Here is a 23,115-nt window from a genome sequence, read left to right as displayed (position 1 = left end):
CGCGCACCGCGAAGGGCCTGGGATTGGGGCATCGCTCGCCATCATGGCCAGTGGTGGCAAGCCGGCGCCGGAGGCCCTATGCTGTGGGCCTTCCATTCCCGTGCTTTGTCCCATCCGCCATGTCCGAATTCACGCCCCATACGTCCCCGTCGCTGGCCGCCCTCGATCCCCTCCACCGCTATTGCCCGCGCTGCCGGGCACCCCTGACCACCGACGAAATCGGCGGCCACGAGCGGGCCCTGTGCACGGCCTGCGACTACGTGTTCTGGGGCAATCCGGTGCCGGTGGTGGCGGCCCTGGTGGAATGGCAGGGGCAGATGATCCTGGCGCGCAACCAGGCCTGGGCCGAAGGCAAGTTCGGCCTGATCACCGGCTTTCTCGAACGGGACGAGGCTCCCGATGAGGCGGTGCGCCGCGAGGTTGGCGAGGAGCTTTCCCTGGTGGCCACCAGCGCCGACCTGATCGGCCTCTACCCTTTCCCGCGCAAGAACGAACTGCTGATCGTCTACCACGTGCGCGCCGAGGGCGAGATCGTGCTCAACGAGGAACTGGCTGAAATCCGCCTGGTGCCGCCGGCCCGCCTGCAGGCCTGGGACTATGGCACCGGACTGGCGGTGGCCGACTGGTTGCGCCGCGCCGGATTGGGCGCACAGGCCGGTTGACCCAGGCGTCCGGCTGCGTGAGCCCGCTCCAGGGGCACGACTGCGTTGCTGGTGTTGCTGCGGGATCGCGCGCTTGCGGTGCTTACTTGCAGTGCTTACGCCGGATGGGGGACGTAAGCCGCTGCCGCTTCGCTTTCGTCCCCTGGCGGAAACAGGTTCATCAGTCCGCCCCGGGCTTCATCCTCCTGGCGGGCCTCACGGATTACCGCAGTGGCCAGCCGGGCGGCGATTGCCACGTATTCCCGGCATTGGGCGTGGCCCCCGTCCTGGGCCCAGGCATGGCGTCCGGCGGAGGTGGAAAGGTCGAAGCCGTTGAGCTCGCTGCAGCGGCAACCGCCGCAGGCGCTGGTGAATTCCTGGTGCAAGCGTTGTACCGCCTGGAAGTTGGTGCTGACGGATTCGCCCGGCTGGTCGCGGCCGCAGGCCAGGTTGATGGCCAGGACGCCCCCGGACAGGGCGCCACAGGTATTCCAGGTGTGGGCCATGCCGGTACAGAAGCCGGTGGCCAGCCGGGCCAGGCCCGGTTCGTCCAGGCCTGTGGCGCGAGCGGTGGCGAGCAGCACGCTCTCGGCGCAGAAGTAGCCCGCATCGAACAGGGCGGTGGCCTCGCCCGCGGGTGAAATGCCTTCGGGTTGCAGCAGGGGCTGGTGCAGGACGATGGCCTCGCTCTGATGGAAGCCGGATTCGTCGAGGGCCTGGTTCAGGCTGGCCGGCAACGCCGTCGGCTCACCGATGGCGAAGCCGAGGGTCTGGAAGTAGGAGCTGCCGACGCTGGCGGTGGCGTAGAGATGGGTCAGCCCCCGTTGCCCGGCGGCATCGAGAACGTGCTGGTAGAGCTTGCGGGCGAGGCGCCGCTTGCGAAAGCCGGGCCGCACGGCCAAGCCGTAGATCCAGCCGTGGTGGGCATCGAGGGGGCGAAAGCAGATGGCGGCGGCGAGATGGGCGTTGCGCGCAGCCACCAGTATGACGTCACCGTCCTGGGGGACAGCACGGGCCGGCAGGTTGCAGCAGAGATCGAAGAGGGCGGCGACGGACGCAACCTCTTCCTCCCGGGCAGGGCGAAGCTCCCACATGATGGTCTCCTCGTTCTTACCTCCCCGATCTCCGGACCAAAGGGGCCGGAGGCGGCGGCCGGTCTGTGCCGGCTCATGGGCAATTTATACCGTGGCCCCGGCAGCGGGGCAAGGGTGGAGGAGGAGCGGAGCGTCGGCGCCGATGACCGGTGCCGGGGCCATGCAAGGGCGGCGGCCTGGGGGTCAGGCGGCCACTTCCTGGGCCAGGCTATTGGCCCAGCCCAGGGCTTCGGCCAGGCAGGCGTTGAGCGCTTGCAGGGGCAGTCCGGCCAGCTGGGCCAGGGCTTCCGGTTCGGCACTGCCGCCGTGGCCGTCGCGGGCAACGCTGCGCTCCATTTCTTCGGCCAGGCCGAGCAGGCGGCCCAGTTCCCCCTTGCCTTCGAGCAGGGCCTGGCGCACTTCGGCCGCCAGGGGAAGGGGCGCCAGCAATTCGTCCATGGGCACGCCCAGGGCCGCCGGCAACAGGGACAGGATGCCGGTCATGAAGGCCCGGTCGGCGGCATCACGATGGCGCGGCGTGAGGCGCAGCTGGATCAGTTCGAGCAGGCGTCCCCGGGTGGCGGCGGTGAGCAGCAGGGGCGAAGGCGGGGCGTCCGGGCTGCCGTTCTGGCAGTAGAGCAGCAGTTGCAGCCAGCGCAGCAGCTTTTGCCGGCCCATCAGGGTGATGGCGTGGCGTACCGAGCCGACCCGCACCGCCAGGCCGCTGGCCACCGAGTTCACCAGGCGCAGCAGGTTGAGGGTGAGGCCGGGTTCCTGCTTGAAGGTGGTTTCCAGCACCGAGGTTTCGGCGTCTTCCATGAGCAGACCGATCAGCTTGACCAGGGCCAGGCTGGAGCGCTCCAGCTTCTTGCCGGCGATCAAGGTCGGGCGGGCGAAGTAGTAGCCCTGGAACAGGGTGAAACCCAGGTCCTGGCAGTGCTCCAGCTGCTCCATGTCCTCGATCTTTTCCGCCAGCAGCTCCCGGCCCAGGGGCTTGAGGTGGCAGAACAGGACGAACAGCTCCTGATTGTTGAGCAGTTGGTGATCCACCTTGAGGATGTCCACTTCCTGCAGCAGCGGCAGCCGCGCCGGGTCCAGGCTGGCCACATTGCCGGCGGCCAGGGTGAAGCCCTTGGCCTTGAGGGCCCGGCAACGGGCGATCAGGTCGGCGTCGGGCAGGGCGTCGGCGGGCAGTTCCAGGACCACCTTGGGACCGGGCAGGAATTCCAGGGAGTCCTGCATCAGGAAATCCGCCGGCACGTTGATGTAGGCCTTGTACGGACCCACCACGTCGCTCAGGCTCAGCTCGCCGAAGGCGTTGGCCAGCACCGTGGCGGTGGCCTGGCCGTCGTCGTCGATGGTGGCGCTGTTGGTCTCGCTGGTGCGGAACAGCAGCTCGTAGGCCTGGACCTGCTGGTCCCGGTCTAGGATCGGCTGGCGGGCCAGGTAGAACGGGTGGGTACTCATGGGCGAAACAATCGGTACGGCGTGGCGGCGGAAGGGAGTGGGCTCAGAAGGGCAGGGCCAGGCCCGGCCAGACGGCGACCAGGGCGGCGCGGAATTCGTCCTGGATGCGGGCCAGGGCGGCCGGGGTGTCGGCCTCGAAACGCAGCACCACCACCGGGGTGGTGTTGGAGGCCCGGGCCAGGCCGAAACCGTCAGCGTATTCGACCCGCACCCCGTCGATGCCGATCACCTCACGGGCGGCCGGAAAGCGTGCCTCGGCCTGAAGTTTGGCCACCAAGGCGAAGGGCTCTCCCTCGGCCATCTTGATGTTCAGTTCCGGGGTGGCGGTGCTGTTGGGCAGGGCTTTCAGCACGGCATTGGCATCCGGGCTGCGGGAGAGAATTTCCAGCAGTCGGGCGCCGGCGTAGAGGCCGTCGTCGAAACCGTACCAGCGCTCCTTGAAGAAGATGTGACCGCTCATCTCGCCGGCCAGGGGGGCGCCGGTTTCCTTGAGCTTGGCCTTGACCAGGGCGTGGCCGGTCTTCCACATCAGGGGGCGGCCGCCCTTGGCGCGGATGTGGTCGGCGAGCAGGCGCGAGCACTTCACGTCGTAGATGATCTCGCCGCCCGGCACCCGGGTCAGTACATCCTCGGCGAACAGCATCATCTGCCGGTCGGCGAAGATCACCTCGCCGTCCTTGGTCACCACGCCGAGGCGGTCGCCGTCCCCGTCGAAGGCCAAGCCGATCTCGGCGTCGGTATCGCGTAGCGCCCGCATCACGTCTTCCAGGTTCTCCGGCTTGGAGGGGTCCGGGTGATGGTTGGGGAAGGTGCCGTCCACCTCGCAGAAGAGCGGCACGATCTGGCAGCCCAGGCCGGTGAACAGCTCGGGCGCCACGGCCCCGGCCACGCCGTTGCCGCAATCGACCACCACCTTCATCGGCCGGGTCAGCTTCACGTCGCCGAGGATGCGCTCCAGGTAGGCGGGCAGCACGTTTTCCGTGCGGAAGGGGCCGGGGGCGGCAGCGCTAGTCACACGGCCGTCGAGTAGTTGCTGGCGCAGGGCCTGGATGGCGTCGGTGGCCAGGGTCTGGCCGGCGATCACCATCTTCAGGCCGTTGTACTCGGGCGGGTTGTGGGAGCCGGTGATCGACACGCAGGAGCCGCAGCCCAGGTGCTGGGCGGCGAAGTAGGTGACCGGGGTGGGCACGCAGCCCACGTCCACCACGCCGGCACCGGTGCTGCGAATGCCGTCGGCCAGGGCGGCGGCGAACTCCGGGCCGGACAGGCGGCCGTCGCGGCCGATGGCGATGGTGGCGCCGGGGCCGGATTTCTCCAGAGCCAACGTACCCAAGCCCTGGCCGATGGCGCGGACGATGGCCGGGGTGAGGGTCTTGCCGACGATGCCGCGGATGTCGTAGGCCTTGAAGATTTCGGCGGGCAGGGCAGGAGTGGTCATGGCGGTCATTGTTGGTGTTCGTTGAAAAAATGGAGAAGCCGCCGCGGCAGCCAGTGCAGGTGGCCGGGCAGCGAGCCGGCGACGAAGCCGACGTGGCCGCCTTCGGCGGGTTGTTCGAGACGCACGGCGTTGGACACCTGATGGTGGCCGGGCAGGGCCGATGCGGGCAGAAAGGGGTCGTTGACCGGATTGATGAGCAGGGTCGGTACCCGGAGGCGGTCAAGCAGGGGTTTGGCCGAGGCCCGGGTCCAGTAGTCCAGGGCGCCCTTGAAACCGTGCAGGGGGGCGGTGACCACTTCGTCGAAATCGTACAGGTTGCGCGCCTGGCGCACCCGGGCCGGGTCGAACAGGCCGGGATGGCGCTTCAGCTTGGCCAGGGCGCTGGCCTTGAGGGTGACGAGGAAGTGGCGGGTGTAGACCAGGTTGAAGCCCCGTCCCAGGTTGAAGCCGGCGGCGGCCAGGTCCAGGGGCGGACAGACGGCGGCGGCGGAACGCACCAGCCGGGCGGCGCTTTCTTCCTGTTCGCCCAGCCATTTGAGCAGGGCGTTGCCCCCCAGGGAAACGCCGGTGACGTGCAGGGGGCGGCCGGGAAAACGCTCGGCCAGCCGGGCCAGCACCCAGCCGATTTCGGCGGAGTCGCCGGAATGATAGGCCCGGGGCAGACGGTTCAGCTCCCCCGAACAGCCGCGGAAGTGGGGTACCACGAAGCCCCAGCCACAGGCCTGGCAGGCCTGGGCCAGGGATACGGCGTAATGGCTGCGGGAACTGCCTTCCAGACCGTGGAAGAGCACTGCCAGGGGCGTCGTGCTGCTGGCCGGGGTGGCGTCGATATCGAGGAAGTCGACGTCGATGAAATCGTCGTCCGGGGTGTCCCAGCGCTCGCGCCGGTAGGCCGGTGGCACCGGTTTGATGAGCAGCGGCCAGAGGGTCTGGGCGTGCCCGCCGGGCAGCCAGCGCGGTGCCCGGTAGGGGGCGAAGGAGGCGGCGAGCGGGCTGCCGTGATGACTCAATGGAGCACCCGGGGGGCGTCGCCGGCGTTGGGCGACTCGTCAGCTTCCGGTCCCAGTCCCGCGTGGTGGGCCACCAGGCGCCAGCCGTCGGCGCCGCGCACGTAGACGTTGGTGGCGAAGACCGGATCCTGGGTTTCCGGGTCATCGGCCAGGGAAGGCACTTCAACCACGTTGTGCACCGCCATCAGGCCACTCTGCCAGCGGGCCCGCTGGGCGACGCGCAGGCGGAAGCGGGGACCGTCGAAGATCGCCTGCCAGGCGCTGCGCACCGCCGCCAGCCCGATCAGGCGCGGCCCGCCGGGGTGGATGCAGACGATTTCCTCGTCCTCGCACCACACCGCCATCAGGGCCTCCAGGTCGGCGCGCTCGATGGCGTCGTAGAAGGCGGCCTCGGCGTCTTCCGGGGTGGGGAAGTGGGCGCGGGGGTGATGGCGGGGGGACTCGCTCATGGGGTGCCTCCGGTCATGGGGACGATGGAGATGGTGTGGGCGCCGGGGTGGGGGTCGGTCAGCCCGGCGGGCAGGGCCTGCCATACCTGGCCGGGCAGGAGCTTGTTGAGGCAGTCCAGGTGGCCCAGGGGGCATTCCCGTTTGTAGCAGGGGCTGCACGACAGCTTGAGGGAGACCACCGTGGCCCGGTCCGACAGCGGCGGGGTGAATCCCGGGGAGGACGAGCCGTACACCGCCACCAAGGGACGGTCCAGGGCTGCGGCCACGTGCATCAGGCCCGAATCGTTGCACACCACCGCGTCGGCCAGGGCCAGCAGGTCGATGGCCGCGTCCAGGGCGGTCGCACCGCACAGGTTGTGGCAGGCCTCGGTGGCCAGGCCGGCCAGGGCGACGATCTCCTCGCCGATGGCGTGATCCTTGGGCGAGCCGAGGATCCATACCGCCACGCCGGCGTGGTGCAGCCGGCGGGCCAGTTCGGCGAAGTGCACCGCCGGCCAGCGCTTGGCCGGGCCGTATTCGGCACCGGGGCAGAAGGCCACCAGCTTTTCCGGGCGCTTGAGGCCCAGTTGGGCCAGGGTGCGGGCCTGGTTCTCGGGGGAGGAGGTCAGCCGGGGACGGGGCAGGGGTTCCGCCGGCAGCTGGCCGGGACGCTCCGCCAGTTGGGCGAAACGGGCCACCATCAGGGGCGTCTTCTGCTTGTCGAGATGGTGGCGGACGTTGACCAGCCCATAGCGGGACTCGCCGGTGAAGCCGATCCGCTTCGGGATGCGGGCGAAGAACGGCACCAGGGACGACTTGAGCGAATTGGGCAGGATCCACACCGCATCGTAGCCGGCGGCACGCAGTTCCCGGGCCTGGGTGAGGCGTCCCTTGAGGTTGAACTCGCCGTGGGCGAAGGGGTTGCGGTGCACCGTGCGGATTTCCGGCATGCGCGCCAGCACCGGGGCGACCCAGGGGGGCGCTAGGGCGTCCAGCACCAGCCCCGGGTGGCGCTCATGCAGGCGCATGAACAGGGGCTGGGCCATGACCGCATCGCCGACCCAGCTGGGGGCGACGATCAGGCCATGCCGGGGGGTGAAGCGGGAAAGAGGCATCGGGCAGGCATCAGGCAAAAGCAGGGGAGGGGCCGGGCAGATGGAACAACGGGAAGCGCAGAGGTATCCCCGGGCTTCCCGTCATCGATCAGTCAGTGGCTACGCGGGGTCAATGGTGACCCTTGGGCAGCTCACCGGTGAGCACGTAGTGGGCGCTGCAGTAGGGGCAGGTCACTTCGCCGGTCTTGGTCGCATCCAGGAACACCTTGGGATGCCGCGCCCAGAGCGGCGCTCCGGGTTGCGGGCAGTGCAGCGGCAGATCCGCAGCGGTGATTTCGATGGTACGGCTCTCGGGGGCTTTGACGTCTTTCGCCTCGCTCATGGCGTGCCTCGTGAAATGAAAGGGTGAGGTGGGAAGGTGCCGGGTCAGCTCAGCACACCGTCAGCCATTCGGCGTGCTTGGCCGAGCGGCCCTGCACCACGTCGAAGAACTGGGCTTGCAGCTTGGCGGTGATCGGGCCGCGCTTGCCTTCGCCGATCTGGCGGCCGTCGAGTTCGCGGATCGGGGTCACTTCGGCGGCGGTGCCGGTGAAGAAGGCCTCGTCTGCGCAGTACACCTCGTCGCGGGTGATGCGCTTCTCGATCACCTGCAGGCCGTTTTCCTCGGCCAGCTGGATCACCGTGGCGCGGGTGATGCCTTCCAGGCAGGAGGTCAGGTCCGGGGTGTACAGCTTGCCGTTCTTGACGATGAAGATGTTCTCGCCGGAGCCTTCAGCCACGTAGCCGTCCACGTCGAGCAGCAGGGCCTCGTCGTAGCCGTCGTTGGCGGCTTCCTGGTGGGAGAGGATGGAGTTGGCGTAGGTGGACACCGACTTGGCCCGGCACATGTTGATGTTGACGTGGTGGCGGGTGAAGGACGAGGTCTTGACGCGGATGCCTAGCTCCATGCCGTCGGCGCCCAGGTAGGCGCCCCACGGCCAGGCGGCGATGGCGACGTGCACCGACAGGGTCTTGGCGGCGATGCCCATGGCTTCGGAACCGTAGAAGACGATCGGGCGGATGTAGCAGGAATCGAGCTTGTTGGCCCGCACCACCTCACGCTGGGCGTCCATGATGGTCGCCTTGTCGTAGGGCATCTTCATCTGGAAGATGTGGGCGGAACCGAACAGGCGGTCGGTATGCTCCTTGAGGCGGAAGATCGCCGCGCCCTTGTCGGTGGCGTAGGCGCGCACCCCTTCGAAACAGCCCATGCCGTAGTGCAGGGTGTGGGTCAGTACGTGGGTGGTGGCATCGCGCCAGGGCACGAGTTTGCCGTCATACCAGATGAATCCGTCGCGATCCGCCATCGACATGGTGTGTTCTCCGTTACCGCTTGAAAAATACGAAAGCGAAAATTGTAACGGAAAACCGCCCCTCCCGGCCATGCTGCACTGCCGCGAAGGGCGGACGGGGAGGGCCTGTAAACGGTAAAATCGCCGCTTTTGGTCGAGCGACGACGATGAACGCGAGGATCTGGAAGCCCAATGTGACGGTGGCCGCCGTGGTGGAACGGGACGGCCGTTTTCTGCTGGTCGAGGAAGAAACCGACCAGGGGCTGCGCTTCAACCAGCCCGCCGGGCACCTGGACGAGGGCGAATCCCTGGTCAACGCCTGCATTCGCGAGGCCCTGGAAGAGACCGCCCACCATGTGCGCCCCACCGCCCTGGTCGGGGTGTACCAGTGGCCGCGGCCGGCCCGGGACATCACCTATCTGCGCTTCGCCTTCGCTTGCGAAGTCACTGGCGAAGAGGTGGACCGGGCTCTGGATACCGGCATCGTCGCCGCCCGCTGGCTGACCATCGACGACGTACGCGCCACCCGGGAACGGCACCGCAGCCCCCTGATCCTGCAATGTATCGAGGATTATCTGGCCGGCCGGCGCTTCCCCCTGGACCTGATCCGGCACTACGACTGAGCCATGCCGGCCCGGAGCTTCGCCACCGTGATGCCTGGAAAGCCGCGCCAATGCTCGCGCCCAGGCCGAGGTGTCCGGAGCGCGAGCATTGGCGCGGTGTTTGCGCTATGCCTCCTGCCGATCGTGGCCTGGTGCGGCGAAACAGTGAGCGTCTGCTACAACTGGAGCTGTAGCGCCGAGGCCTGGGTGTCGTTTCCCGACCCCCTGCTGGCGGGGGTGGCCGGGTTGCTCAAGGGCACCGGCAGCGCCGCCGAGGAGCGGGAGCGCATCGCCCAGGCGGTGGGGCAACTGTACGGCGAGGCGGCACGGCAGAGTCCGATCAGCGACGACCGGCCGGGCAACACTGCCGACGCCGAGAGCCCGGGGCGGATGGATTGCATCGATCACGCCACCACCACCACCCGGCTCTTGCGCCTGCTCGAAGCCCGCGGCTGGCTGCGCTGGCACCGGGTGCTGGAGCCGGCGCTGCGGGCGCCCTACATCGTGAACCAGCACTTTGCCGCGGTGCTCGAAGAGCAGGCCGGGCCCTCGGACGACGCCTTGGCTGCCGAACGGGCGCTGGCCGCCCCCGTGCCGGCCCCCGCCGTGCCCGATTACATCCCGGTGCTGCTGGCCCAGTGCGACTGCCAGGCCGTGCTGGCCGACCTGCCGGCGCCGCCGGCGCCACCCCGGCCGGTGGAGCGTCATCCCGGCGCCCGCTACGTGGTGGATAGCTGGTTTGTTTTACCCGGGGCCGCACCGGTGGTGCTGCCTCTTGCGAATTGGTTGAAGGGAGAAGGACCCGATGTCGACTGAAACTGTGGTGGTGGGCCTGTCCGGCGGGGTGGACTCGTCGGTGGCGGCCCTGTTGCTCAAGCGCCAGGGCTACAAGGTGGTCGGCCTGTTCATGAAGAACTGGGAGGACGACGACACCGAGGAATACTGTTCGTCGCGCCAGGACCTGATCGACGTGATGAGCGTGGCCGACGTGATCGGCATCGACGTCGAGGTGGTCAACTTCGCCGCCGAGTACAAGGACCGGGTGTTTGCCGAGTTCCTGCGCGAGTACCAGGCCGGCCGCACCCCTAACCCGGACGTGCTGTGCAACGCCGAGATCAAGTTCAAGGCCTTCCTCGACCATGCCATGACCCTGGGGGCGAGCAAGATCGCCACCGGCCACTACGCCGGGGTGCGCGAGTTCCAGGGCAAGTTCCAGCTGCTCAAGGCCGAGGACGGCACCAAGGACCAGAGCTACTTCCTGCACCGCCTCAACCAGGCCCAGCTGGCCAAGACCCTGTTCCCCCTGGCCGACTACTACAAGCGCGACGTGCGCAAGATCGCCGAAGAGGCGGGGCTGCACGTGGCCACCAAGAAGGATTCCACTGGTATCTGCTTCATCGGTGAGCGGCCCTTCAACGAATTCCTGAGCCGCTACCTGCCGCGCCAGCCGGGGGAAATCCGGGTGCTGGACGACGACCGGGTGATCGGCGAGCACGAGGGGCTGATGTACCACACCCTGGGCCAGCGCAAGGGCCTCAAGATCGGCGGCCAGAAGGGTGGCGGCGGCGACCACGACGCCTGGTTCGTGGCCAAGAAGGACATGGCGCGCAACATCCTCTACGTGGTCCAGGGCCACGACCATCCGGCGCTCCAGACCGACACCCTGGTGGCCGGCGACCTGTCCTGGGTGGCCGGCGAGGCGCCCAAGACCCACTGGGTGTACACCGCCAAGCCGCGCTACCGCACCCCGGACGCGCCCTGCGAGATCGACAGTTTCGACGCGGCCGCCGGTACCGCCACCATCAAGTTCGCCGAACCCCAGTGGGCGGTGACCCCGGGCCAGTCGGTGGTGGTGTACGAGAGCCGGGTCTGCCTGGGCGGTGGCATCATCCAGTAAGCGCTTTGCCACGGGGGCGGTTTCCGCCCCCTCGATTCTCCAGTTGCGGCCGAACGCCGCCCGGATTTTCCGGGCGGCGTTTTGCTTGGCGCGGCCCGGCGGCAGGGCGCCGTGAGGGGGGCTTGCCGGCCATCTGGCCCGGTTCGAACGTGTCTCCACGCCTGGGCGTGGCATCGCACCGAAGGGCGGCAATGGCGGGAACATCGGGGCAGGTCTTTCTCCGGGAGGGGTACGGGGTAATGCCATCGTCAACGGCGATGGCATTTTTGGTGCGCCGCGAAACCCCGCGTCAGTCGCGGAGTTCCAGAGGGGGCGAAAACAGGCATCGCCGTTGACGATGGCTGGGACGGGAATGATGGGCCGAGCGGTCGGTGGGATAGGGGGCATGGCGGCCACTGGCTCTGCCGGTTGCGGCCATCGCTGGACTTGTCCTCGCGCCCGGGAAATCCGCCGCAATTTGCCGCAGTCCACCGTGATTGGCTGGCATCGGCCGGAGCGCCTTGCCTTGCTCCGGCTAGGTTCGTCAGCGGGCGTGAATAGGCGATTCCTATGAAATAATCGCCGCCACGGCCCGGCGCATCGGGCCGCCCACGACAACGACAAAGGAGACGCCATGACCTTCGCCACGAACATCGCCCGGACCGGTGCCCTGCTCGCCGGTCTCGCCTACGCCGCCCTGGGCCTGGCCCAGCAGGCCGCACCGGAGCGGCTGCGCCTGGTGGGCCAGGAGACCGAATTCGTGGCCGAGACGGCCCAGGGCAAGGTCGTCATCACCCGGGTGCTGACGCCCTGCGCCAAGGTCAAGGGCTGGCTGCAGCCCCTGGTGCCGGTGCCGGGTGTGGTGCCGATCACCGAGGTCGAGCTGCTCGGCTTCTACAAGGACCCGGAGGCGATGCTGGTGGATATGCGCGAGCCCGAGTGGTTCGTGAAGGCCACCATCCCCGGGGCGGTGAACATTCCCTACACCGAGGTGGCCAGCCGCCTCGGCGAACTGGGATGCGCCAAGACCGGCAAGGGTTGGGATTGCGCCAAGGCGCGCAAGGTGGTGGCCTTCTGCAACGGCCCGATGTGCCCCCAGAGCCCGACGGCCATCACCGCCATGGTGCGCGAGGGTTTTCCGGCCGGGCGCATCTACTACTACCGGGGTGGCATGTTCGACTGGGAGGGGCTGGGCCTGACCACGGTGGAAGGGGATCTGTAGCCACCGGCGCAGGTCTTGCGACGCAGCGGTAGCGCTTTGGGCGTGTCCGGCGCCCGCTGTCGGCATGACTGCGTTGCCAAGCAAAACGCCCCACGGGAGACCGTGGGGCGTTTTGCTTGGGGGGCGTGTTGCTTACATCCCGCCGCTCACATCCGGGCGATCATGGCCTCACCGAATTCGGAGCAGGACACCTCGGTGGCGCCGTCCATCAAGCGGGCGAAGTCGTAGGTCACCACCTTGTCGCCGATGGCCGCTTCCATGGATTTGATGATCAGGTCCGCCGCCTCGGTCCAGCCCAGGTGGCGCAGCATCATCTCGGCGGACAGGATCAGGGAACCCGGGTTCACCTTGTCCAACCCGGCGTACTTGGGCGCCGTGCCGTGGGTCGCCTCGAAGCAGGCGTACTTGTCGGAGATGTTGGCCCCCGGGGCGATGCCGATGCCCCCCACCTGGGCCGCCAGGGCGTCGGAGATGTAGTCGCCGTTGAGGTTAGTGGTGGCGATCACGTCGTATTCGGCCGGGCGCAGCAGAATCTGCTGCAGGAAGGCGTCGGCGATGGCGTCCTTGATGACGATGCCCCCCTTGTCGGCCGGCAATTTGAGCCAGGGGCCGCCGTCGATCTCGACGCCGCCGAACTCGCGCTTGGCCAGGGCATAGGCCGCATCGCGGAAGTTGCCTTCCGTGAACTTCATGATGTTGCCCTTGTGCACGATGGTCACCGACTTGCGCTTGTTGTCGATGGCGTACTTGATGGCGGCCCGCACCAGGCGCTCGGTGCCCTCGACGGAAATCGGCTTGATGCCGATGCCGGAGGTTTCGGGGAAGCGGATCTTCTTCACCCCCATTTCGTCCTGGAGAAACTTGATCACCTTCTTGCAGGCGTCGGTGCCGTTGGCCCATTCGATGCCGGCGTAGATGTCCTCGGTGTTCTCGCGGAAGATCACCATGTTGCACAGCTCGGGCTGCTTGAGGGGGGAAGGCACGCCCTTGAAGTACTGCACCGGACGCACGCACTGGTAGAGGTCCAGTTCCTGGCGCAGGGCTACGTTGAGGGAACGGATGCCGCCACCTACCGGGGTGGTCATGGGGCCCTTGATGGAGACGGAATATTCCTTGAGGGCGTCGAAGGTTTCCTTGGGCAGCCATTCGTCGGAGCCGTACAGCTGGGTGGATTTCTCACCGGCATAGACCTCCATCCAGTGGATCTGCCGCTTGCCGCCGTAAGCCTTGGCCACCGCCGCATCCACCACCTTCTTCATCACCGGGGTGATGTCCACGCCGATGCCGTCGCCTTCGATGAAGGGAATGATGGGATTGTCGGGAATCGCCTGGCCCGGGATGATTTTCTGACCGCCTTGGGGAACCTTGATGTGTGAACTCATTTCCATCTCCTCGCGAGTTGATACGGCGTCGCCTTCACTCGTCTGGCATGGTGAGTCGCCTCGTCGTGCTCCGTGCTGGAGCGCCCTCAGTGGCTTCCCGCCTTGCCTGCCGGCTGAATGCACGTCCGTATGAGGTCGTTGTTATCGAACACCAGGATATTGCGCTGAGATCCTGGCCGATACGGCGTCACGCGCAACGTGGCAAGGCCGTTGCCTCCCCGTGCTTGCGTGTCGCGTGCAACCCCGTATGAGCCTGCGGGCGGGGGCGTGCCCCGCACCGACTGCGGGGCATTATGGATGAAAAATCCGGGGGGTGGCGGCACCGCCATGCTGCGCTGCGGCGGGCGGCGGCCAAAGAAAAAGGCCCTGGCGGGCGGAGCCTGCCAGGGCCGGATGCTGCGCTGCGTGGTGCTTGGGTGACGCTTAAGCCTGGACGGCCTGCAGCGCGGCGTTGAAGGTGGCGCTGGGGCGCATCACCGCATCGCGCTTGACCGGGTCGGCCAGGTAGTAGCCACCGATGTCCACCGGCTTGCCCTGGACGGCCTTGAACTCGCCGACGATCTTTTCCTCGTTCTCGGCCAGGGTCTTGGCCAGGGGGGCGAACTTGGCGGCCAGTTCCTGGTCCTCGGTCTGGGCGGCCAGGGTCTGGGCCCAGTACAGGGCCAGGTAGAACTGGCTGCCCCGGTTGTCCAGCTCGCCGGTGCGGCGGGACGGGGACTTGTTCTCGTCCAGCAGCTTGCCGGTGGCCTGGTCCAGGGTCTTGGCCAGCAGCTTGGCGCGGGCGTTACCGGTCTTCAGCCCCAAGTCTTCCAGGGACACGGCCAGGGCCAGGAACTCGCCCAGGGAATCCCAGCGCAGGTGGTTTTCTTCCACCAGTTGCTGCACGTGCTTGGGGGCGGAGCCGCCGGCACCGGTTTCGTACATGCCGCCGCCCGCCATCAGCGGGACGATGGAGAGCATCTTGGCGGAGGTGCCCAGTTCCATGATGGGGAACAGGTCGGTCAGGTAGTCGCGCAGGATGTTGCCGGTGACAGAGATGGTGTCCAGGCCGCGGGCGACGCGTTCCAGGGTGAAGCGCATGGCGCGTACCTGGGACATGATGTGGATTTCCAGGCCGCTGGTGTCGTGATCCTTCAGGTAGGTTTCCACCTTCTTGATCAGTTCGGCTTCGTGGGGACGGTAGGGGTCCAGCCAGAAGACGGCGGGCATGCCGGAGTTGCGGGCGCGGGTGACGGCCAGCTTGACCCAGTCACGGATCGGCGCGTCCTTGACCTGGCACATGCGCCAGATGTCGCCTTCTTCCACGTTCTGGGTGAGCAGCACTTCGCCGGTGGCCAGATCGACAATGTTGGCGACGCCGTCTTCGGGGATCTCGAAGGTCTTGTCGTGGGAACCGTATTCCTCGGCCTTCTGGGCCATCAGGCCGACGTTGGGCACGGTGCCCATGGTGCGCGGGTCGAAGTTACCGTGCCACTTACAGAAGTTGATCATCTCCTGGTAAATGCGGGCGAAGGTGGATTCCGGCATCACGGCCTTGGCATCGTACGGCTTGCCGTCGGCGCCCCACATCTTGCCGCCGCCGCGGATCATGGCCGGCATGGAGGCGTCGACGATGATGTCGTTGGGGGAGTGGAAGTTGGTGATGCCCTTGGCGGAGTCCACCATGGCCAGACGGGGACGGTGCTCCTGGCAGGCGTGCAGGTCGCGGATGATCTCGTCGCGCTTGGATTCGGGCAGGGTGTCGATCTTCTCGTACAGGGTGGCCATGCCGTTGTTGACGTTGATGCCCAGTTCGTCGAACAGCTTGCCGTGCTTCTCGAAGGCTTCCTTGTAGTAGATCTTGACGCAGTGGCCGAAGACGATGGGGTGCGAGACCTTCATCATGGTGGCCTTGACGTGCAGCGAGAAGAGGATGCCGGCCTGGCGGCAGTCTTCCAGTTCCTTCTCGTAGAACTCGCACAGGGCCTTCTTGCTCATGAACATCGAATCGATGATCTCGCCGGCCTGGAGGGCGACCTTCGGCTTGAGCACGATGGTCTTGCCGCTCTTGGTGATCAGCTCCATCTTCACGTCACGGGCCTTGTCCAGGGTCATGGACTTTTCACCGTGGTAGAAGTCGCCGTGGTCCATGTGGGCCACGTGGGTCTGGGACCAGGGCTTCCATTCACCCATGGAATGGGGGTGCTTCTTGGCGTAGTTCTTGACGGCGGCAGGAGCGCGGCGGTCGGAGTTGCCCTCGCGCAGCACCGGGTTGACGGCGGAGCCCAGGCACTTGCCGTAGCGGGTCTTGATCGTCTTCTCTTCGTCCGACGTGGGGTTTTCCGGGTAGTCGGGAATGGCGTAGCCCTTGCCTTGCAGTTCCTTGATGCAGGCCACCAGCTGAGCCACGGAGGCGCTGATGTTGGGCAGCTTGATGATGTTGGTGTCGGGCTGCAGGGTCAGCTTGCCCAGCTCGCCCAGATTGTCGGGGACGCGCTGCGCTTCGGTGAGGTAATCGGAAAACTCGGCCAGGACGCGGGCAGCGACGGAGATATCGCTCTCGGCGACCTCGATACCGGCCGGCCCGGTGAAGGTGCGGATGATCGGCAGAAAAGCACAGGTCGCCAGCAGGGGCGCCTCGTCCGTTAGTGTGTAGATGATCTTCGATTTCCCAGCAGCCATGCTAATTCCTCGAACAGGTGGATCGTGTGCTAACAAAACTCTTATGAATTATATCTCACCCCTCGAAATAATATCCCGCTGTGTGCAATGGAAGCCTGCGGATTCCCCTCCCCACGGGCGTTTGGCGGTGCCGTCTCCCGGCCCCGCCCGGGGCGATCCATCCCCCCGCCGGTGCTAAGATTTCCGCTTTACGCCACGTTCCGGTCTTTCGTCGATGGACTTCTCCACCGCACAGAATCCCTTCGCCAGCGCCACGGCGGCGGCCGCCCCGCGCATCGCCCAGGCCCTGATCGACGGGTTCGACAAGCACTACCGGCTGTTCCGCCAGACCAGCCGGGAGGCCAAGTCACGGTTCGAGGCTGGCGACTGGCCTGCCGTGCATGCGGCGGTCAAGGATCGCATCCGCTTCTACGACGACCGGGTGGAGGAATGCGTCGAGCGCCTGCGCGACGAGTTCAAGGCCGAGACCCTGGACGACGCTACCTGGCAGCAGGTCAAGTTGCTCTACATCGGCCTGCTGCTCAACCACAAGCAGCCGGAACTGGCGGAGACCTTCTTCAATTCGGTGTGCTGCAAGATCCTGCACCGGACCTATTTCCACAACGACTTCATCTTCGTCCGGCCGGCCATCTCCACCGAGTACATCGACTCCAACCCGCCCACCTATTCCAGCTATTACCCGGGGGAGGGCGGGCTGCGCGCCACCTTCACGCGGATCGTCCAGGACTTCGGCTGGCAGCGGGCGTTCGAGGATCTGGCGCGGGACGTGGATTACCTCTACCGCTCCGTCCAGGCCCACCTGGGGGGCGAACTGCCGGCCCGGGAAGCCAACTGCCAGATCCAGGTGCTGACCTCGCCCTTCTACCGCAACAAGGGCGCCTACATCATCGGCAAGGCCATCAACGGCAACCTGGAATACCCCTTCGCCATCCCCGTGCTGCATAGCCCGGAAGGCAAGCTCTACCTGGACACGGTGCTGCTCGACGCCTGGCGCATCTCCATTCTCTTTTCCCTGTCCCGGGCCTACTTCATGGTGGATATGGAAGTGCCCTCGGGCTACGTCCAGTTCCTGCGCTCGATCATGCCCAACAAGCCCCGCTCCGAGCTGTACACCATGCTCGGCCTGGGCAAGCAGGGCAAGACCATGTTCTTCCGCGACCTGATCCACCACCTGCGCCATTCCCAGGACAAGTTCATCGTCGCGCCGGGCATCCGCGGCCTGGTGATGCTGGTGTTCACCCTGCCGTCCTACCCCTACGTGTTCAAGATCATCAAGGACGTGTTCGGCGCCTCGAAAGAGGTGGACCAGGCCACGGTCAAATACAAGTACCAGCTGGTCAAACAGGTGGACCGGGTCGGGCGCATGGCCGATACCCTGGAGTTCTCCCACGCCGCCCTGCCACGGGAACGCTTCTCCGCGGAGCTGATCGACGAGCTGAAGCGCCTGGCCCCCTCCCAGATCGAGGCGGACGACGGCGAGCAGCTGGTGATCAAGCACCTCTACATCGAGCGGCGCATGGTTCCCCTCAACATGTACCTGGACAAGGCCGATCCGGAACGGGTAGACCACGCCGTGCGCGAGTACGGCAACGCCATCCGCGAACTGGCCGCCGCCAACATCTTCCCCGGTGACATGCTGTGGAAGAACTTCGGCGTCACCCGCTACAGCCGCGTCGTGTTCTACGACTACGATGAGATCGAGCACATGACCGACGTGAACTTCCGCGCCATTCCCGAGGCGCCCTATCCGGAACTGGAAATGTCCGGCGAGGCCTGGTACTCGGTGGCGCGCAACGATGTATTTCCAGAAGAATTCGCCACCTTCCTGCTCGGCTCGTCCCCGGTCATCAAGGCCGCCTTCCTCAAGTACCATCGGGACCTGCTCAGCCCGGCCTTCTGGCAGGCCACCCAACAGAAGATCCGCGACGGCCGCATCGAGGACTTCTTCCCCTATCCTGAGGAGCTGCGCTTCTCGCACCGTTTTCCCGGTGCCCCCGCGAGCGTCTGACGCGGCCCGGTGCAGCCAAATTCGCCTCGCGTTCCTCTTTACACTCCCCCGCTTCCCCGCAATCCTCCCCCGATGTCCCGCCTGCTGCTGCTCAACAAGCCCTACGGGGTGCTGTCCCAATTCACCCCGGAAGGGCGCTGGCGCTCCCTGGCCGAGTTCATTCCCGTACCTGGCGTCTACCCTGCCGGTCGGCTCGACGCCGACAGCGAGGGGCTGCTGCTGCTCACCGACGACGGAGCCCTCCAGGCCCGCATCGCCGATCCCCGCTTCAAGCTGGCCAAGACCTACTGGGCCCAGATCGAAGGCGTGCCCGACGAGGCCGCCCTGGAGGCCCTGCGCCGCGGTGTGGACCTCAAGGACGGACGCACCCGGCCGGCCCGGGCGCGCCTGATCAACGAGCCCCCGGGGTTGTGGCCGCGCAACCCGCCGATCCGTTACCGAGCAGCGATTCCCACCGCCTGGGTCGAACTGACCATTACGGAAGGCAAGAACCGCCAGGTGCGGCGCATGACTGCCGCGGTGGGCTTTCCCACCCTGCGCCTGATCCGCGCCGCCATCGGCCCGTTCGCCGTTACCGGCCTGGCCCCGGGGGAATGGACGTTGCGCGAGGGTGACGGGCGCAGCCTGCTGGCGCCCTGACGCCGCAATCGGGAACGGTGGACTGGGCGTTATCGGGGCCCCGTCGGGAAATCGCCACGGCCCCGGTCTGCCTCACTACCCCCTGTCGGCCCCGCATCGCTTGTCCGGGCCCGGGAACGGCGGGTCGTCATGGGCCGCGTGTGTCCTCGGCGCTCCGGCCATTGCCTCGGCCCGGCGCAGCCGGTAAATTCGCGGCCATGCTCAACACCGTACCTTCCCTTTCCTTCCTGTCCCGCTGGCGCCAGGCGCTCCCGCGTTTGTCCCGCACCTGGCTGGCAGCGCTGCCTGCCGCCATCGTCGTCACCGGTCCGGCCGCCGAGGAGTTCCCGCGCATGGAACTGGCCGCTGGCATCCACCGCATCGAGGCCGAGGTGGCGGCCACCCAGGAAACCCGCGAGAAGGGGCTGATGTACCGCACCGCCCTGGCGCCCAACCAGGGCATGCTGTTCGTTTTCCCCCAGGCGGCACGCCACTGCATGTGGATGCGCAACACCCTGCTGCCCCTGTCGGTGGCCTTCATCGACGGCCAGGGCCGCATCATCAACGTGGCCGAAATGCAGCCGCGCACCGAGAACAACCACTGTTCGGCCGAACCGGCCCGCTTCGCCCTGGAAATGAACAGCGGCTGGTTTTCCAGCCGCGGTCTTAAATCGGGCATGAGCATCCAGGGCATCGAGCGGGCACCGGCGCCGCGCTGAACCGGCGCGCTGCTTCCGCCGCCTTGCCGGTCCTTGCTCTCCCGTCGCCACGTTTTTCCGCTGTGACCTGCGTTTCTCCCCGCTCGCCCTGGCGCGGGCACGCCTTGGTGCCGGCCGACCTGCGCCCCTTGCGCAACTGGCTGGTCGGCCGCCGCTCCCTGACGGCGCGGCTGGTGGCGGCTTGCTCCTCCTTTTCCGTCGCTCCCCTCTACGAGGGGCTGGCCGTGCCGCACCGGGACGAAGCGCGCCTGCTCGGCCTGCGTCCGGGCCAACTGGCCCGGGTGCGCCAGGTCTGCCTGGTGTGCGACGGCCGGCCGGCGGTATACGGCCACACTGTGGTACCCCTGGCGCCGCGCCATCGCTTCGACCGGGTCTTCCGTGGCCTGGGCGGACGCCCCCTGGGTCATACCTTGTTCGCCGATCCGCGCATCCGGCGCGGCCCGCTGCGCTTCTGCCGGGTGGACCGCCGTCATCCCCTCGGGGCGCGGGCCCAGGCGGCTCTGGCGACGGAGCTTCCGGCAGGGGGGCGCCCGCTCCGTGCCCCCCTGTGGGCGCGCCGCTCCCTGTTCGCCGGTCCGGGCAAGCAGGTACTGGTTTCCGAAGTCTTCCTGCCCGGTTTGCCGCCGCTCCCTGCAGCAGCGTGAGTTCGTCCCCACAGTCCGCCGGATACGCCTGATCCGCAGGTCCGCCCTTGGGGGGCGGCGGCGGGTCAGAACCCGGTCAGAGGCTCCGGATATAACCGGAGCATGAATTTTCCTCCGCTTGTTTTTTCCCCTCGGCCTTCCCCCAGCCGGAAGACCACGTCAATGCTGGGTCTTCGCGCTGCCGCCCTGGCGTTGCTGCTCGGCGTGGCGGGGGGCGCACAGGCCGGGGATGACAGTGCCGGTGTCCTCAGCACCCAGATCGGCGTGGCCCCGGCCCAGGTGGTGGTCAAGCGGATATCGGGCACCTCCCGGGCGCCGGGGGACGAGGCCGTGCCCGGCGAAAACGAGCCGGGGGGCGGCTTCACCGTCGATGTCGATGTGCGCGCTCCGGTGCCTCGCCGGGTGGCCTACGCGGTGCTGAGCGACTTTTCCCACATGGCGGCCTTTGTGCCCAATGTGGAAAGGAGCGAGGTGTTGGCCCGGGAGGGCAGCCGGCTGCGCGTGCTGCAGCGGGGACGGATGCGTTACGGCCTGTTCTCGGTGGGCTTCGAGTCGATCCGGGACGTGGAGCTGCAGCCCGACCGTATTCTCGCCCGGAGCATTTCCGGCACCGCCCGGCACATGGAATCGGAACTGCGTTTCGAAGCGGAACGCAGCGAACGGGGCGACCGTCCTGATGGCGACCCGCCCGAAACCCGCTTCCACTACCACGCCTGGATCGTGCCGGAGATGGGCCTGCCGCCCCTGATCGGCCCGGCGGCGGTACGCCACGAGGTGGCCGAGCAGTTCACCGCCATGGTGCGGGAAATGGTGCGCCGCCATACGGCGGCCCGACCCTGAGCCGGTCGGCGGGGCTTTGCCGGTGGCGGGCCTCACCGGTAAATTTCGGCCCGGCGGGGGTCTGGCCGTATCATTCCGTCCGTCATTGCTTCGCACCATTCAGGACTGATCCCCGTTCATGAGCTACAACGCCAGCGACATCGCCGTATTGAAGGGCCTGGAGCCCGTCAAGCTGCGGCCCGGGATGTACACCCGCACCGAGAACCCCCTGCACATCATCCAGGAGGTGATCGACAACGCCGCCGACGAGGCCATCGCCGGCCACGCCAAGCGCCTTTCGGTGATCCTCCACGACGACGGCTCCGTCTCGGTGGCCGACGACGGCCGCGGCATCCCGGTGGAAATCCACCCGGTGGAAGGGGTGCCGACGGTGGAAGTGGTCTATACCCGCCTCCACGCCGGCGGCAAGTTCAACAAGGGCGCCGGCGGCGCCTACACCTTCTCCGGTGGCCTGCACGGCGTCGGCGTGTCGGTGACCAACGCCCTGTCCACCCGCCTCGAAGTCGAGGTGGTGCGCGACGGTGCCATGCACCGCCTGGTGTTTTCCGGCGGCGACGTGATCGAGCCCCTGGTCCGGGTCAGCGATGCCCCCAAGCGCGCCAGCGGCACCCGGGTGCGGGTCTGGCCCGACGCCAAGTACTTCGATTCCCCGGCCATTCCCCGCGCCGAGCTGGAGCGCATCCTGCGTTCCAAGGCGGTGCTGCTGCCCCGCTTCCAGGTCAACTTCTCGGTGGAGAAGACCGGCGAGGAAAAGGTCTGGCTGTACGAGTCCGGCATGCGCGACTACCTGGCCGAGCAGCTTTCCGGCAACGACCTGTTGGTGCCGATGATCGTCGGCGAGAAGTACATCGCCGGCCGGGACGACGACACCTTCGCCGAGGGCGAGGGCGCCGCCTGGGCCGTGGCCTGGAGCGAAGAGGGCGGCGGCGCGGTGCGCGAATCCTACGTGAACCTGATTCCCACCCCCGGCGGCGGCACCCACGAGGCCGGCCTGCGCGAAGGGGTGTTCGGCGCCCTGAAAACCTTCATGGAGCACCACAGCCTGGTGCCCAAGGGGGTCAAGCTGCTGCCCGACGACCTGTTCGGCCGGGCCAGCTTCATCCTCTCGGCCCGGGTCCTCGATCCTTCCTTCCAGGGCCAGACCAAGGACCGGCTCAACAGCCGCGATGCGGTGCGCCTGGTCGGCAGCATGATCCGCGACCCCTTCGAGCTGTGGCTCAACGAGCACGTGGACGACGCCAAGAAACTCGCCGAGCTGGCCATCAAGCAGGCCCAGAGCCGCCTGCGTGCCGCCCAGAAGGTGGAAAAGAAAAAGAGCAGCGGCGTGGCCGTGCTGCCCGGCAAGCTTACCGACTGCGAGACCGACGAGGCCGCCCGGGCCGAACTGTTCCTGGTGGAAGGCGATTCCGCCGGCGGCTCGGCCAAGCAAGGGCGAAGCAAGGAATTCCAGGCCGTGTTGCCCCTACGCGGCAAGGTGCTCAACACCTGGGAAGTGGAGCGCGACAGCCTCTACGGCAACGCCGAGGTCCACGACATCGCCGTGGCCCTGGGCATCGAGCCCCACGACTTCAACGACAATGCAGACCTGTCCGGCCTGCGCTACCACAAGCTGATCGTGCTGTCGGACGCGGACGTGGACGGCTCCCACATCCAGACCCTGCTGCTCACCCTGTTCTGCCGCCACTTCCCGATGCTGGTGGCCCGGGGCCACGTCTATGTGGCCCAGCCGCCCCTGTTCCGCCTCGACGTGCCGGGCCAGGGCAAGAACCGGCCGCCGAAGAAGCTCTACGCCCTGGACGAGGAAGAGCGGGAGGCCCTGCTCGACAAGCTCGAACGCGACGGCATCAAGCCCGACCGGGTGTCCATCAGCCGTTTCAAGGGCCTGGGCGAGATGAGCGCCGAACAGCTCTGGGAGACCACCCTCAACCCGGACACCCGCCGCCTGGTGCAGATCAGCATCGACCGGGCCGGCTGGGACGAGATGGTGGCCATGATGCGCATGCTCATGGGCAAGGGCGAATCCGGCTCCCGCCGGGAATGGATGGAACGGCGCGGCAACGAAGTCGAAGCCGACGTTTGACGCAGATTAGAGTAGGCAGA

General features: G+C 67.3%; 21 protein-coding genes. 11 read left to right on the top strand and 10 right to left on the bottom strand.

Annotated elements, in window-relative coordinates:
• The first annotated feature begins 119 nt into the window (after positions 1–119).
• Positions 120–662 carry an NUDIX domain-containing protein gene (locus OTERR_RS11585; protein ID WP_149425849.1) on the top strand — a complete coding sequence of 181 codons (543 nt, stop codon included), beginning with the start codon at positions 120–122 and terminating at the stop codon, positions 660–662.
• Between the two features lie 95 nt (positions 663–757).
• Here the strand turns inward: OTERR_RS11585 and OTERR_RS11580 are convergent, their stop codons facing one another.
• From OTERR_RS11580 to OTERR_RS11545, 8 genes are all read right to left on the bottom strand, one after another.
• The gene (locus tag OTERR_RS11580) at positions 758–1,735 is read right to left on the bottom strand and encodes a C-GCAxxG-C-C family (seleno)protein (RefSeq protein WP_149425848.1); all 978 of its coding nucleotides are present in this window, start codon (positions 1,733–1,735) and stop codon (positions 758–760) included.
• Positions 1,736–1,918: 183 nt separating this feature from the next.
• A complete protein-coding gene (locus tag OTERR_RS11575) occupies positions 1,919–3,181 on the bottom strand; it encodes an EAL and HDOD domain-containing protein (protein WP_054621182.1) in 1,263 nt (420 codons plus the stop codon).
• A gap of 43 nt (positions 3,182–3,224) precedes the next feature.
• On the bottom strand, positions 3,225–4,619 hold the full coding sequence (locus OTERR_RS11570) for a phosphomannomutase/phosphoglucomutase (RefSeq protein WP_149425847.1): 1,395 nt from the start codon (positions 4,617–4,619) through the stop codon (positions 3,225–3,227).
• Between the two features lie 5 nt (positions 4,620–4,624).
• On the bottom strand, positions 4,625–5,629 hold the full coding sequence (locus OTERR_RS11565) for a YheT family hydrolase (protein ID WP_149425846.1): 1,005 nt from the start codon (positions 5,627–5,629) through the stop codon (positions 4,625–4,627).
• Positions 5,626–6,078 (bottom strand): YybH family protein, encoded by a 453-nt coding sequence (locus tag OTERR_RS11560; protein WP_054621180.1) that lies wholly within the window; start codon positions 6,076–6,078, stop codon positions 5,626–5,628. The genes OTERR_RS11565 and OTERR_RS11560 overlap by 4 nt, the downstream gene beginning before the upstream one ends.
• Positions 6,075–7,172: a lipopolysaccharide heptosyltransferase II gene (gene waaF, locus OTERR_RS11555; protein WP_149425845.1), complete on the bottom strand. Its 1,098-nt coding sequence runs from the start codon at positions 7,170–7,172 to the stop codon at positions 6,075–6,077. Before waaF ends, OTERR_RS11560 begins: the two co-directional genes overlap by 4 nt.
• A 109-nt stretch (positions 7,173–7,281) precedes the next feature.
• A complete protein-coding gene (locus tag OTERR_RS11550) occupies positions 7,282–7,494 on the bottom strand; it encodes a zinc-finger domain-containing protein (RefSeq protein WP_054621179.1) in 213 nt (70 codons plus the stop codon).
• Between the two features lie 49 nt (positions 7,495–7,543).
• Positions 7,544–8,464: a branched-chain amino acid transaminase gene (locus OTERR_RS11545; RefSeq protein WP_054621178.1), complete on the bottom strand. Its 921-nt coding sequence runs from the start codon at positions 8,462–8,464 to the stop codon at positions 7,544–7,546.
• A gap of 146 nt (positions 8,465–8,610) precedes the next feature.
• Here OTERR_RS11545 and OTERR_RS11540 point away from each other — a divergent pair, with 146 nt between their 5' ends.
• The 4 genes from OTERR_RS11540 (at position 8,611) to OTERR_RS11525 (ending at position 12,143) form a co-directional block, all read left to right on the top strand.
• A complete protein-coding gene (locus tag OTERR_RS11540) occupies positions 8,611–9,066 on the top strand; it encodes an NUDIX hydrolase (RefSeq protein ID WP_149425844.1) in 456 nt (151 codons plus the stop codon).
• Positions 9,067–9,210: 144 nt separating this feature from the next.
• The gene (locus OTERR_RS11535) at positions 9,211–9,861 is read left to right on the top strand and encodes a hypothetical protein (RefSeq protein WP_246154146.1); all 651 of its coding nucleotides are present in this window, start codon (positions 9,211–9,213) and stop codon (positions 9,859–9,861) included.
• Positions 9,851–10,942: a tRNA 2-thiouridine(34) synthase MnmA gene (mnmA, locus tag OTERR_RS11530; protein ID WP_054621176.1), complete on the top strand. Its 1,092-nt coding sequence runs from the start codon at positions 9,851–9,853 to the stop codon at positions 10,940–10,942. The genes OTERR_RS11535 and mnmA overlap by 11 nt, the downstream gene beginning before the upstream one ends.
• 613 nt (positions 10,943–11,555) lie before the next feature.
• Complete coding sequence (locus OTERR_RS11525) at positions 11,556–12,143, top strand: rhodanese-like domain-containing protein (RefSeq protein WP_149425843.1); 588 nt, start codon at positions 11,556–11,558, stop codon at positions 12,141–12,143.
• A 146-nt stretch (positions 12,144–12,289) separates the two neighbouring features.
• On the opposite strand, the gene icd is transcribed toward OTERR_RS11525, so the two are convergent.
• Together icd and OTERR_RS11515 are read right to left on the bottom strand one after the other, a co-directional pair.
• On the bottom strand, positions 12,290–13,525 hold the full coding sequence (gene icd, locus OTERR_RS11520; RefSeq protein ID WP_149425842.1) for an NADP-dependent isocitrate dehydrogenase: 1,236 nt from the start codon (positions 13,523–13,525) through the stop codon (positions 12,290–12,292).
• A gap of 423 nt (positions 13,526–13,948) precedes the next feature.
• Positions 13,949–16,186 carry an NADP-dependent isocitrate dehydrogenase gene (locus OTERR_RS11515; RefSeq protein ID WP_149425841.1) on the bottom strand — a complete coding sequence of 746 codons (2,238 nt, stop codon included), beginning with the start codon at positions 16,184–16,186 and terminating at the stop codon, positions 13,949–13,951.
• Between the two features lie 214 nt (positions 16,187–16,400).
• Between OTERR_RS11515 and aceK the strand changes: the two genes are divergently transcribed.
• From aceK to parE, 6 genes are all read left to right on the top strand, one after another.
• Positions 16,401–18,194 carry a bifunctional isocitrate dehydrogenase kinase/phosphatase gene (gene aceK, locus OTERR_RS11510; protein ID WP_149425840.1) on the top strand — a complete coding sequence of 598 codons (1,794 nt, stop codon included), beginning with the start codon at positions 16,401–16,403 and terminating at the stop codon, positions 18,192–18,194.
• A gap of 72 nt (positions 18,195–18,266) precedes the next feature.
• Positions 18,267–18,833, top strand: a complete 567-nt coding sequence (locus OTERR_RS11505) for a pseudouridine synthase (protein WP_149425839.1) — start codon at positions 18,267–18,269, stop codon at positions 18,831–18,833.
• Between the two features lie 197 nt (positions 18,834–19,030).
• Positions 19,031–19,531 (top strand): DUF192 domain-containing protein, encoded by a 501-nt coding sequence (locus OTERR_RS11500; protein ID WP_082396913.1) that lies wholly within the window; start codon positions 19,031–19,033, stop codon positions 19,529–19,531.
• Positions 19,532–19,593: 62 nt separating this feature from the next.
• The gene (locus tag OTERR_RS11495; RefSeq protein ID WP_149425838.1) at positions 19,594–20,175 is read left to right on the top strand and encodes a chorismate--pyruvate lyase family protein; all 582 of its coding nucleotides are present in this window, start codon (positions 19,594–19,596) and stop codon (positions 20,173–20,175) included.
• A gap of 162 nt (positions 20,176–20,337) precedes the next feature.
• On the top strand, positions 20,338–21,015 hold the full coding sequence (locus tag OTERR_RS11490; protein WP_054621169.1) for an SRPBCC family protein: 678 nt from the start codon (positions 20,338–20,340) through the stop codon (positions 21,013–21,015).
• Positions 21,016–21,133: 118 nt separating this feature from the next.
• Positions 21,134–23,095, top strand: a complete 1,962-nt coding sequence (gene parE / locus OTERR_RS11485) for a DNA topoisomerase IV subunit B (protein WP_149425836.1) — start codon at positions 21,134–21,136, stop codon at positions 23,093–23,095.
• Positions 23,096–23,115 lie beyond the last annotated feature (20 nt).

The organism is Oryzomicrobium terrae (genome assembly GCF_008274805.1).
In the GTDB taxonomy this organism is placed as follows: domain Bacteria; phylum Pseudomonadota; class Gammaproteobacteria; order Burkholderiales; family Rhodocyclaceae; genus Oryzomicrobium; species Oryzomicrobium terrae.
The sequence above is the reverse complement of the archived record's forward strand: the minus strand, read 5'-3'. Positions and strand labels throughout refer to the sequence as shown.